At 72.2% G+C, this 11,844-nt stretch carries 11 protein-coding genes and 1 tRNA gene; 4 read left to right on the top strand and 8 right to left on the bottom strand.

The window, feature by feature from the left end; translation table 11 throughout:
- Positions 1 to 56: 56 nt before the first annotated feature.
- Positions 57 to 130 (bottom strand) — tRNA-Thr (locus UK12_RS25825).
- 296 nt (positions 131 to 426) lie between these two features.
- Here UK12_RS25825 and UK12_RS25820 point away from each other — a divergent pair.
- The 3 genes from UK12_RS25820 to UK12_RS25810 all read left to right on the top strand — a co-directional run bounded on the left by UK12_RS25820 (position 427) and on the right by UK12_RS25810 (position 3,056).
- Positions 427 to 1,518 (top strand): ABC transporter ATP-binding protein, encoded by a 1,092-nt coding sequence (locus UK12_RS25820; protein WP_045305544.1) that lies wholly within the window; start codon positions 427 to 429, stop codon positions 1,516 to 1,518.
- 207 nt (positions 1,519 to 1,725) lie between these two features.
- Positions 1,726 to 2,163 carry a hypothetical protein gene (locus tag UK12_RS25815; RefSeq protein WP_045305543.1) on the top strand — a complete coding sequence of 146 codons (438 nt, stop codon included), beginning with the start codon at positions 1,726 to 1,728 and terminating at the stop codon, positions 2,161 to 2,163.
- Between the two features lie 89 nt (positions 2,164 to 2,252).
- Entirely contained in the window at positions 2,253 to 3,056 is an 804-nt protein-coding gene (locus UK12_RS25810; RefSeq protein ID WP_082119945.1) for a nucleotidyltransferase family protein, read from the top strand.
- Positions 3,057 to 3,408: 352 nt separating this feature from the next.
- Here the strand turns inward: UK12_RS25810 and UK12_RS25805 are convergent, their stop codons facing one another.
- The 7 genes from UK12_RS25805 to UK12_RS25775 all read right to left on the bottom strand — a co-directional run bounded on the left by UK12_RS25805 (position 3,409) and on the right by UK12_RS25775 (position 10,609).
- Positions 3,409 to 5,217, bottom strand: coding sequence for a DoxX family membrane protein (locus UK12_RS25805; protein ID WP_052682160.1), 1,809 nt, complete (start codon positions 5,215 to 5,217; stop codon positions 3,409 to 3,411).
- 151 nt (positions 5,218 to 5,368) lie between these two features.
- Complete coding sequence (gene rlmB, locus UK12_RS25800; protein ID WP_045305542.1) at positions 5,369 to 6,364, bottom strand: 23S rRNA (guanosine(2251)-2'-O)-methyltransferase RlmB; 996 nt, start codon at positions 6,362 to 6,364, stop codon at positions 5,369 to 5,371.
- Between the two features lie 154 nt (positions 6,365 to 6,518).
- Positions 6,519 to 7,913 carry a cysteine--tRNA ligase gene (gene cysS / locus UK12_RS25795; RefSeq protein WP_045305541.1) on the bottom strand — a complete coding sequence of 465 codons (1,395 nt, stop codon included), beginning with the start codon at positions 7,911 to 7,913 and terminating at the stop codon, positions 6,519 to 6,521.
- Between the two features lie 95 nt (positions 7,914 to 8,008).
- Complete coding sequence (locus tag UK12_RS25790; protein ID WP_045305540.1) at positions 8,009 to 8,401, bottom strand: PPOX class F420-dependent oxidoreductase; 393 nt, start codon at positions 8,399 to 8,401, stop codon at positions 8,009 to 8,011.
- A gap of 151 nt (positions 8,402 to 8,552) precedes the next feature.
- The gene (gene ispF / locus UK12_RS25785; protein ID WP_045305539.1) at positions 8,553 to 9,044 is read right to left on the bottom strand and encodes a 2-C-methyl-D-erythritol 2,4-cyclodiphosphate synthase; all 492 of its coding nucleotides are present in this window, start codon (positions 9,042 to 9,044) and stop codon (positions 8,553 to 8,555) included.
- Positions 9,034 to 9,789 (bottom strand): 2-C-methyl-D-erythritol 4-phosphate cytidylyltransferase, encoded by a 756-nt coding sequence (ispD, locus tag UK12_RS25780; RefSeq protein WP_045305538.1) that lies wholly within the window; start codon positions 9,787 to 9,789, stop codon positions 9,034 to 9,036. Before ispD ends, ispF begins: the two co-directional genes overlap by 11 nt.
- 337 nt (positions 9,790 to 10,126) lie before the next feature.
- Positions 10,127 to 10,609, bottom strand: a complete 483-nt coding sequence (locus UK12_RS25775; RefSeq protein WP_014136563.1) for a CarD family transcriptional regulator — start codon at positions 10,607 to 10,609, stop codon at positions 10,127 to 10,129.
- Between the two features lie 462 nt (positions 10,610 to 11,071).
- Between UK12_RS25775 and UK12_RS40040 the strand changes: the two genes are divergently transcribed.
- Entirely contained in the window at positions 11,072 to 11,755 is a 684-nt protein-coding gene (locus UK12_RS40040; protein ID WP_045305537.1) for a hypothetical protein, read from the top strand.
- Positions 11,756 to 11,844 lie beyond the last annotated feature (89 nt).

Genomic DNA, 11,844 nt, shown 5'->3' with positions numbered 1-11,844 from the left:
TCATGAAAAGAGCCCCGGACCGATCTTGGTCCGGGGCTTTTCGCAGGTCAGACGCGAGCCCCCTGTCGGGTTCGAACCGACGACCCCCGCTTTACAAGAGCGGTGCTCTGGCCAGCTGAGCTAAGGAGGCGCGGTGACCGTCCGCGGATGGACCACGGCGGCACCAGGGGCAGTCTACCGGGACGGGGGCGCGTGGTGGCGGCGGATATCAAGGTGACCGGTATGACCGGGCTGTCCCGGTTGTGATCGGATCGATGCCGAAATCGGGTGCTGTGGGGGGCTGACAGGGAGTGAACCGGCCGGTAGCGTCGCCGGGAGCCGAGCCGTCGAATGGTTCAGACCATTCAGGGCGGGGCGGCGACACGACAACCCAACCCTTTACTCGGATCGTCCGGCACGTTCCTGCCGGTGAAGGAGAGCACAGTCATGGCTTCTGTGACGTACGACAAGGCGACCCGCCTCTACCCGGGCGGCACCAAGCCGGCCGTCGACGCGCTGGACCTGCACATCGAGGACGGTGAGTTCCTCGTGCTGGTCGGCCCGTCCGGCTGCGGCAAGTCGACCAGCCTCCGGATGCTGGCGGGGCTGGAGGACGTCAACGGCGGCGCCATCCGGATCGGCGACCGGGACGTGACCCACCTGCCGCCGAAGGACCGGGACATCGCGATGGTGTTCCAGAACTACGCGCTGTACCCGCACATGACCGTCGCCGACAACATGGGCTTCGCGCTCAAGATCGCGGGCGTCAACAAGGCCGAGATCCGCACCAAGGTCGAGGAGGCCGCGAAGATCCTCGACCTCACCGAGTACCTGGACCGCAAGCCAAAGGCGCTCTCCGGCGGTCAGCGCCAGCGCGTCGCGATGGGCCGCGCGATCGTCCGCGAGCCGCAGGTCTTCCTGATGGACGAGCCGCTGTCCAACCTGGACGCCAAGCTCCGCGTCTCCACCCGCACCCAGATCGCGGGCCTGCAGCGCCGCCTGGGCATCACCACCGTGTACGTGACGCACGACCAGACCGAGGCCATGACCATGGGCGACCGCGTCGCCGTGCTCAAGGACGGCCTGCTGCAGCAGGTCGACACCCCCCGGGCGATGTACGACAGGCCCGCCAACGTCTTCGTGGCCGGCTTCATCGGCTCGCCGGCGATGAACCTGGTCGACGTCCCGCTGGTGGACGGCGGCGTGAAGTTCGGCGGCTCGGTCGTCAACATCTCGCGCGAGGACCTGTCCGGGGCCGGCAGCGACAAGACCGTGACCGTCGGCATCCGCCCGGAGCACTTCGAGATCGTCCCCGCCGGCGGCATCGAGGGCGTCGCGGTCACCGTCAACGTGGTCGAGGAACTCGGTGCGGACGGCTTCGTCTACGGCACCACCAAGATCGGCGGCGCGGACACCGACATCGTCGTGCGCGTGCACAGCCGCCAGGTCCCGCAGAAGGGCGAGACCATCCACGTGGTCCCGACCGGCGGCGAAGCGCACGTCTTCTCCAGCAGCACGGGCGCGCGCCTGAGCTCCTGAGCCGGCCCCGGTGAACCCGGCAGGGTGACCCGGACGCGGTGAACCGAACAGCGACGAGCCCCCGGCGGACGGTGTCCGCCGGGGGCTCGCGCATCGGCCCGTGCGCCGACCATGCGTCAACACGCCGGACGGATAAATCAGGACACGACTCACTCGATGGTGTAACGGAGTGCAATACGGCACCCACCCACCGCTACTCTCCTGAACGTGAAACAGCTCGTGCGCCGCATCGGCCAGACCGTTGCCCTCACCCTGCCCGTGATTCTGGTGACCACCGGCACCCTCGCGGTGACCCGTGTCCCCTGGGCCCCGCCCACCGGTCTCGACCAGCAGGTGGTCGCGGCGTCCAGCGGCGACGGCACCATCGGCCGCGCCACCACGACCGGCAGCACCGAAGGGCTCTCCCCGCAGGACGCCCTCCGGGCCGACCTGATGGACGAGCTCCGCAACCACAACCCGGGCACCGCGCTCGACCTGCTGGAGCGCACCATGCGCGAGAAGCCGGCCCTCACCCCGTACTGCAGCAACCTGGCCGCGGACCTCGGGCGCGCCGCCGTACGCAAGTACCAGGGGGACGTCCAGCGGGCCCGCTCCTTCGCCCGCCCGGTCTGCGACGGCTCCTTCGCGGCCGGCGTGGTCGGCTGACCCCACCCAAGTCGCCCCCGGCCACCCCAGCACTCGACAGCACTCGACGGCACTCCGCAGCACCGGCAGCGGACCTTATTGTTCTCGGCATGACCGCTGCCGCGCCGCACCCCACCCCACACGTCGCCCCGCCGCACGTCGCCCCGCCGCACGTCGCCCCGCCGCACGTCGCCCCGCCAACCGTGACCCAGGCCGTCATCCTGGCCGGCGGCCAGGGGTCCCGGCTGCGCCCGTACACGGACGACCGGCCGAAGCCGCTGGTCGAGATCCCCGGCACCGGGGTGCCGATCCTCGGGCACCAGCTGGCATGGCTGGCCGCGGAGGGCGTCACCGATGTGGTGATCTCCTGCGGGCACCTGGCGGAGGTGCTCCAGGAGTGGCTGGACAGCACCGAGCTGCCGCTGAACGTCCGCACGGTGGTGGAGGTCGAGCCGCTCGGCCGTGGTGGCGGACTGAAGCACGCCTCGAAGGCGCTGCCCCGCCCGGACGAGGACTGGTACGCCGCAAACGGCGACATCTGGACGCATTTCAGCCTTCGCGACATGGCCGCCTTCCACCGCGAGCGCGACGCCGTCGCCACGCTCGCGCTGGCCCGGCCGCGGATCCCCTGGGGAGCCGTGGAGACCGACCAGTTCGGCAACGTGCTGGACTTCATCGAGGCGCCGCCGTCCCCGTTCCCGATCAACGCCGGACTGTACGTCTTCGGGCCGGAGTTCCGTGAGCTGCTGCCGGACATCGGCGACCACGAGCGCACCACCTTCCCGCAGCTCGCCCGCAGCAGGCGGCTGGCGGGCTACCAGCTGCCGCAGGGCTGCTACTGGCGGGCCATCGACACCGCGAAGGACCTCACCGAGGCCGCCAAGGAGCTCGCCTCCGGTATCGGTCCCGCCTGACCGCACGGCAGGCACCCAGGCGAGCGAGCGGGCCCGCGCGGCAGGAGCAGCCGTCCTGGGAGCGCGGGGAACTGCGCGCGAACCACCCACCGCCGTAGTGCGCCGAGCCCACGCTCCCCCGCGCCCCGAGAACCCGGATGTCCGCGACAGGGCGCCCAGCACCCAGCCGAGCCGAGCCGACTCCCTCTCTTCCCGTCGCCGAGCCCCGCACATCTCCAGCACCAGCACCAGCACCAGCACCAGCACCAGCACCAGGGCGAGCGTCCCACCGCCGCGCCAGCCCCGACACAGCGCGGCTGCCGGGCCCCTCCCCAGCGGGAGAGACCCGGCAGCCGCCCGGGAAGCCGTACGGTCAGACGGTCGTACCTCCCGGCCTGCCGCTGCCCGCGCCGTAGCGGCTGCCGCTCATCCCGAGGGCCGGGAGGTCGGTCATCGGGCCGCTGCCGAGGACCCCGCCGAGCAGGCCGCCGCCCGTGGAGCCCGACTTCGGGGTGGAGCCGCTCGGGCCGGAGCCCGAGCCGGTGGCGGTCCCGCCGCCGCTGCGGCCGCCCGCACCGCCGGCTCCGCTGCCCTCGCCTCCGGAGCCGCTCGGGCTCCGCTCCGTCTTCGTGGAGTGCGACTTCGTGCCCTTGCCCGCGGACGAGGACGTTGCGGACGGGGAGGAGGCCGAGGGTGACGGTGTGGACGACGGGGACTGCGGGGCCGAGGCGGCCGCGCTGGGCAGCGGCACGGGCGCGACCGGGGGAACGGGCACCGGGGACGGGCCGGTGGCCGGCCACACGGGGGACCCGTAGTCGGTCGGCGGCTTGACCGGCGCAGGGCCGGGACGGCCGCCGGTACGGACCGCCGCGCCCAGCGTGGAGCCGATCAGCAGGGTCGTGCCGACCACCAGCGTGGTGACCACCGTGCCGCGGCGCAGGATCCGGCGGCGCAGCGCAGCCGGGGCGTCGGAACCGTAGCGGCGCCAGGCCTCCAGGGCGATCCGGCCGTCCAGCGAGCCGAACGGGGCTCCGGCGATCAGCAGCGGACTCCAGGCCGCCAGGAAGATCAGGTCGGGCGCGTCGTAGACCGGGACGGCCCGCCAGCTGACGGTGAAGAGCAGGGCGGCGGAGAGTGCCATCGCCGCCGCGGCCGCGAGCCGCTGCCAGAGGCCGAGGATCGACAGGACGCCGACCACGACCTCGGTGAACGCCACGCCGAGCCCGGCTCCGACGGGGTGCGCCATGGCGAAGTCGAGCAGCGGCTGCGCCACCTTCCAGGGGTGCAGCGAGCCGAGCCAGCGCATCATCGAACCGCGCTGGCCGCCGTCGAAGTACACCGGGTCGCAGAGCTTGCTGAACCCGGCGTAGACCGAGAGCGAGCCGAGCAGTACGCGCAGCGGCAGCAGCACCAGGCCGAGGTCGACCTTCCGGCCGGGGTACCAGGCGTGCCGGGTCTCCCCGCTGGGCGGGTAGCCGGCCTCGGGCAGCTCGCCGCCGGGCGTCCACGGGGGCCGCATCCGCATCCCCGGTGCCACGGAAGAGCCCCCGTAGGAGCCCCCGCCCGGACGGCCGCGGCCGCCGCCCTCGGGCGAGCCCGACTGCTTGGGCACGGCCTGCCCGTACGGCTCCGGACGCCCGTACGGATCGGGCTGCCCGTACGCGCCGGACTGCGGGTACGGTTCCAGCCGCTGGGTGTCCTCCATGCCGAGCGGGCCCGAACCGCCGGGCGCGGCCGCCGGGGCGGGCACGGTGTTGAGGCGGACGGCTTCGAGCAGCTGGGTCGCGGCCACGTCGCCCGGCGCGGCCTGCCCGGTCCAGGTGACGGCGGTGACCCGGCCCTTGCGCCGTACCGGCGTGCCGACGGACCCGGCCGCGACCGCGGACCCGACCATGCCGACACCGGCCAGCGCCGCGAACGCCGCGCCGTCCACCACGACCTGCGGGGTGACCATCGGCCTGCCGCCGAGGCTCTGCATGCGGTACGGATCGCCGAAGGCCGCACCGGCCGGGGACTCGATCAGCGAGGTCGCCGGGGTGGAGAGCCGTACCCGGAAACTGGCCTGGGTGCTGCTGAGCCTGGCCGGGTCGGACGGAACCTTGACCGTGTTGAGGCCGGGACCGTCGTCGTCTATCCCCGCCGAGCTGCCCTGCCCCGGGCGCCGAGGTGTTCTGGTGTCCACACCCGTCTAACCGGGTGACAGCCGGTTAGGACACTCTCCTGGGTGGATTCCTGGCGGTGATTGAAGTGATCATGCGCAAACCGATCGGGCCCGGTCAGGCCCGATCGGTTGACGGTCACAAAGCCGCCGGACGGAATCCCGGCGGCGGCGGTCAGCCCCGCTTGGCGCGCAGCCGCGCGGCCTCGTACATCACGATGCCCGCCGCGACACCGGCGTTCAGCGACTCGGTCTGGCCCGGCATCGGGATCCGCACCCGGATGTCGCAGGTCTCGGAGACCAGCCGGGACAGGCCGCGGCCCTCGCTGCCCGCGACGATCACGACCGGGCCGGTCAGCGCGTCCAGGTCGCCGATCTCGGCCTCGCCGTCGGCGGCCAGGCCGACGACCATCAGACCGGCCTTCTGGTACGCCTCCAGCGCCCGGGTGAGGTTGGTGGCACGGGCGACGGGCAGCCGCGCCGCCGCACCCGAGGAGGTCTTCCAGGCGCCCGCCGTCATACCGGCGGCCCGGCGCTCGGGGATGACCACGCCGTGCGCGCCGAAGGCGGCGGCGGAGCGGACCACGGCGCCGAGGTTGCGGGAGTCGGTGACCCCGTCCAGCGCCATGATCAGCGCGTCCTCGCCGGACTCGGAGGCGGCCACGATCAGGTCGTCCGGGTGCGCGTACTCGTACGGCGGGACCTGGAGCACCAGGCCCTGGTGGTTCAGGCCGCCGGTCATCTGGTCCAGCTGGGCGCGCGGGGCCTCCATCAGCGGGACACCGCGGTCGTTGGCGGCCTGGAAGGCGTCGCGGACGCGGTCGTCGGTGTCGATGAACTGCATCACGTACAGCGCGTTGGCCGGGACACCGCCCTGCAGGGCCTCGACCACCGAGTTGCGGCCGACCACCAGCTCCGCCGCGCCCGCACCGCCGCGCCCGCCGCGCCCGGCGCCACCGGCCCGGCGCATACCGGCGCGGGCCTTGGCGTCGCGCTCGCGCTTCACCGCGGCGTTGGCGGCGCGCTGCTTGGGGTGCCCCTTGCGGGCCTCACCGGGCGGGGTCGGGCCCTTGCCCTGAAGCGCCTTCCGGCTGTGGCCGCCGGTCCCGACACTCGCGCCCTTCTTCGACCCGGGGTTGCGGCGGTTCCTGCGTGCGCTGTTGCCGGCCATGGCTGTACTTCCTGTCTGTCCGTCATGCCCGACGGCCGTTTCCCGCCTACGACATGCTCTGCGTCATGTGGGTCCCTCCCGTCCGCTGCCGGACAAGGAGGGAGGGCCGCACCGGTCCGGTACGGCCCACCCTCACCCCATCGGTACCGAGGGGTTACTGGTTGTTGAGCGTCCAGCGCGAGCCGGACGGGGTGTCCTCGATCGACAGCCCGGCCAGCGCGAGCTGGTCGCGGATGGCATCCGCCGTGGCGAAGTCCTTGCGGGCCCGGGCCGCCTGCCGCTGCTCCAGCACCAGCTGGACCAGCGAGTCGACCACGCCGTGGAGGTCGTCGCCCCGGTCGGCCCCGGCCCACATCTCGTCGAGCGGGTCGAGACCCAGCACACCGAGCATCGCACGGACCTCGGCGAGACGCGCCACCGCGCTCTCCTTGTCGTCCGCCGTGAGCGCACTGTTGCCCTGCCGGACGGCGGTGTGCACGACCGCGAGCGCCTGCGGCACCCCGAGGTCGTCGTCCATCGCCTCGGCGAAGGCCAGCGGCACCTCGGGCGCGGCGTCCACCAGGCCGCAGCGCTCGACGGCGCGCTCGATGAAGCCCTCGATCCGGGCGAACCCGGTCTCGGCCTCGCCGATCGACTCCTCGCTGTACTCGATCATCGAGCGGTAGTGCGGGGCGGCCAGGTAGTAGCGGAGCACGATCGGCCGCCAGCGCTGGACCATCTCGGAGATCAGCACCGAGTTGCCGAGCGACTTGCTCATCTTCTCGCCGCTCATGGTGACCCAGGCGTTGTGCACCCAGAAGCTGGCGAACTCGTCGCCGAACGCCTTGGACTGGGCGATCTCGTTCTCGTGGTGCGGGAAGATCAGGTCCAGCCCGCCGCCGTGGATGTCGAAGGCCGTGCCGAGGTACTTGTGCGCCATGGCCGAGCACTCCAGGTGCCAGCCCGGCCGCCCCCGGCCCCACGGGGTGTCCCAGCTGGGCTCACCCTCCTTGGCGCGCTTCCACATCGCGAAGTCGCGCGGGTCCCGCTTGCCGGTCTCGCCCTCGCTCTCCGGCTGCCGGAGGTTCTCCAGCTGCTGGTTGGAGAGCGCGAGGTAGTCGGGGTAGGTGGTGACGGCGAAGTAGACGTTGCCCTCGGACTCGTACGCGTGCCCCTTCTCGATGAGCGTCTGCATCATCTCGATCATCTCGGGGACGTGCCCGGTGGCCCGCGGCTCGACGGAGGGCGGCAGGCAACCCAGAGCAGTGTAGCCCTCGTTGAAGGCCCGCTCGTTGGTGTAGGCGATCTCGAACCACGGGGTGCCGAGCTCGCGCTCCTTCTTGATCACCTTGTCGTCGATGTCCGTGACGTTGCGGACGAAGGTGACCTGGTAGCCCCGGTAGCTGAACCACCGGCGCATCACGTCGAAGTTGAGGTTGGACCGGATGTGTCCGATGTGCGGGGCCGCCTGAACGGTCGCTCCACACAGGTACATCGAGACACAGCCCGGTACAAGCGGGACGAAGTCGCGTACCTGGCGGGTGCTGGTGTCGTACAGGCGAAGGCTCACAGCGTCAAGCGTAGTGGGCGGCGGGGGGTGCCCCGCCACCTTTCCGGGACGCGATCCTCAGTTCTTCGTCGTGTCCGTGCCGCCCGGCGCCCCGCTCAGGCTCGGCCGACCACCTTGCGGGGCCTGACCCGGACCACCACGCGGACGTCCTCGGGGCCGTCCGCGCTGTAGTCCTGGCCCAGGTACTTGTGGGACAGCTCGTTGATCAGCTCCCGGCCGCCCTCCCTGCTCATGGTCGCCTCGCCGCGCAGCTCGACGTAGGTGTAGGGCTCCTCCGGCGGGTTGACCAGGACGTTGATCCTCGGGTCCTTGACGAGGTTGAGGTGCTTGCGGCGGCCCTCGACGGTGGAGAAGAGGACGTCGTCGCCGTCCCGCTTCACCCAGACGACGGACGACTGCGGGCTGCCGTCGGGCTCCAGCGTGGTCACGACGGCGAAGGTCTTGCCGTCGATCAGTGCCTTTGCCTGCTCGGAGAGCTCTGCGGCCATGTGGTGAACCCCTCATCTCGTGCGGTCAGCGGATGGGCAGGCAGCGGTCGGCTGCCCGCCCACGCTATCGACTCACTTGCGGCAGAAGCGGGTTGAACACTCGTCAGGCGATTAATCGTCCTACCTGGGCGGTCGGCCGACTCCGTGCGGGTCAGCCGACCCGGTACACCAGTGCGGTGGCGAGCGCCGCCAGGCCCTCGCCCCGGCCGGTCAGCCCGAGACCGTCGGTGGTGGTGCCGGAGACCGAGACCGGGGCGCCAACGGCGGCGGAGAGCGCGGCCTGCGCCTCGTCCCGGCGCCTGCCGATCTTCGGACGGACGCCGATCACCTGGATCGAGACGTTGCCGATCTCGAAGCCCGCCGCGCGGACCAGCCGGGCCGCCTCGGCGAGCAGCGTCACCCCGGCCGCGCCGGACCACTCCGGCCGGTCGGTCCCGAAGTGCGCCCCCAGGTCCCCGATGCCGGCGGCCGAGAAGAGCGCGTCACAGGCCGCGTGGGCGGCCACGTCGGCGTCCGAGTGCCCGGCCAGGCCGACCTCGGAGTCCGGCCACTGGAGACCGGCCACCCAGAGCGGACGGCCCGCCTCGAAGGCGTGCACATCGGTGCCGACACCGATCCGGGGGAGCACGGGATCAGAAGCCATCGGAGGCCCTCCGTCGGGCGAGTACGGCCTCGGCGAGCACGAGGTCCAGGGGACGGGTGACCTTGAAGGCCTCTTCGTGTCCGGGGACGACGACCACTCGGCCGCCGAAGCGCTCGACCAGCCCGGCATCGTCGGTGACCGGCGGCAGACCGCCGTCGGCCTCCTCGGCCAGGGCCTTCTCGTGCACCTCGTGCAGGGTGTCCCGGAGGAAGCCCTGCGGGGTCTGTACGGCGCGCAGCGTGGCCCGGTCGGGCGTGTCGAGGACCGGCTCGGGCGCGCCGGGTGTGGCAGCCGCCGCGACCCGCTTGACCGTGTCGGCCAGCGGCACCGCGGGGACGACGGCCTCGGCACCCGCCCGGACGGCGGCGACGACCGCGTCCACCACGTCCACCGGGACCAGCGGCCGGGCCGCGTCGTGCACCAGCACGATCCCGGTCTCGGCCGGGATCGCGGCCAGGCCCAGGCGCACCGACTCCTGCCGGGTCGCGCCGCCGGCCACCACCCGGAGGTCCTTGCCGTCCAGGCCGTGGCTGTCCAGCAGCGCGGCCACCTCGGCCACGCCGTCCGGCGGTGCGGCGACCACCACCAGGCCGACCGCCCGGCTGCGTGCCAGCGCCCGTACCGCGTGCACCAGCAGGGGCACCCCGCCGAGTTCGCGCAGCGCCTTGGGTGCGCCGGGGCCGAGCCGCTCGCCCCGCCCGGCGGCGGGTACGACGGCTGCTGCAACTGCTGCTGTGGCGTTCAGGTTTCACTCCTTCGCCGAAGTGGGTATGGCCATGGCGTGCGCGGTGGGTGCACGGCCCGGACCCCTTCCAACCGCAGGCCCGTGGACCACCGCACACTCGCACATCCGCACCGGCTCGGGCATCGGACCACCGGCGTCCGGCCTCGGGAGACCCCTCGGGGTCGGCTTGCCGTCACACCGGGATCCACCGGTCCACCGCATCGGCCCGCCCGGGCGCGGGTACGCCGAAGCGCCCGAGGTGCCGCCGCACCATCCGGCCGGGTACGCGACGTACCGGGCCATGATGGCGCGCCGACATCGGGCGCTGTGGCATTGCGGGGCTACCGGGAGGTCGGCCTCAGGAGGCCAGGACCTCGTCGAGCAGCGTCTCCGCCTTGTCCTCGTTGGTGTTCTCGGCCAGAGCCAGCTCGCTGACCAGGATCTGCCGTGCCTTGGCCAGCATCCGCTTCTCACCGGCCGACAGACCACGCTCGCGCTCGCGACGCCACAGGTCGCGCACGACCTCGGCGACCTTGATGACGTCACCCGACGCCAGCTTCTCCAGGTTCGCCTTGTAGCGGCGGGACCAGTTGGTGGGCTCTTCGGTGTACGGTGCACGCAGCACCTCGAAGACGCGGTCCAGACCCTCCTGGCCGACTACGTCACGCACGCCGACGAACTCTGCGTTCTCAGCGGGCACGCGCAGTGTCAGGTCTCCCTGCTGCACCTTGAGCACCAGGTAGGTCTTGTCCACACCTTTGATCTGGCGAGTTTCGATGGCCTCGATCAGCGCAGCCCCGTGATGGGGGTAGACCACCGTGTCGCCAACCTTGAACGTCATGTGACAGGACCCCTTCCGTGGCTTTCCAGAATAACACGCTTTTCGGCGCACCCGAAGGGCGTTTTCGCAGGTCAGGGCGGGTCTCGGGGCTTGACAACCACCCCCCTGACGTGCTGCGACCGGTGTTCGACGAGGGCTTCTCGCAGGTCGGAGGCGGTATGGAGGACCTGACGAAACCTCTGGCAACAGCCCGGAAACCATGATTGGATCTTGAGTTTTTGCCCCATGTCGCGCCGTGACCCGTTTGCGATCCCGATCACAGCCCGCGCCGACGGGCCCCGGGCCGGCGAAGGGTGATCGTCGTTCGTGAACGGCGTACCCGTGCGGACGACGGGAAAGGGGCTGCGGACGGGCACTTGGGACGCGACACGGGGCCACCCCGTGAGAACCGGATAAGTGTGGTCGGTAGTCTGAGCCCTGACCACCCGACACGTGATCCAAATCCAAGGAGAAGTCGCCGCCGTGAGCCGGAGCCTTCGACGCGGCGCCATCGCCGCCCTCGTCCTCGCAGCGATCGTCCCGCTGTCCGCCTGCGCCGCCGGGAACACCCCCGAGACCCTGCAGATCAAGCCGGACAACGCGGCCACCTCGCTCGGGCAGAACCTGAAGCTCAACAACATCGTGGTGGTGACCAGGGCCGACGCGATCGGCGACCAGGCCGGCCCGGCCAACGTCTCGGTCAACATCGCCAACAGCGGTACCACCCCCGAGACGCTGCAGTCCGTCACGGCCGGCGAGGGCGCCGCGGCGACCTTCACCGACGCCAAGGGCGCTCCGGTGACCGAGGTCGTCATCCCGGCCGGCGGGTCGGTGCTGCTCGGCGGCCAGGGCCAGCCGGCCGCCCACCTCGCCTCGGCGGCCGTCAAGGTCGGTGGCTTCGCCCCGGTCACCTTCACGTTCGCCAAGGCCGGCAAGGTGACCTCCCAGGCCCAGGTCAGCCCGGCCACCGGCCTGTACGCCGCGTTCGGCCCGACCGTGGCTACGGCCCCGCCGGCCGTCCCGTCGGCCTCCGCTTCCGCCCCGGCGTCCGCTCCCGCCTCGGTCCCTGCTTCGGCGCCGGCCTCCGGCCCGGCCTCGGCACCCGCGTCGGCCCCGGCCGGCGGGACCCCGAGCGGCAGCGCCTCCGGCAGCCCGGCCGCGCACTGACGCGAACACGGCGGCACACAACGCCGAAGGGCCCCTGCGGTGCAGGGGCCCTTCGGCGTTGTGGTGCGGGAGCTGCGGCTCCGCGGGGT

Source organism: Saccharothrix sp. ST-888 (assembly GCF_000955975.1).
In the GTDB taxonomy this organism is placed as follows: Bacteria; Actinomycetota; Actinomycetes; order Streptomycetales; family Streptomycetaceae; genus Kitasatospora.
The sequence above is the reverse complement of the archived record's forward strand: the minus strand, read 5'-3'. Positions and strand labels throughout refer to the sequence as shown.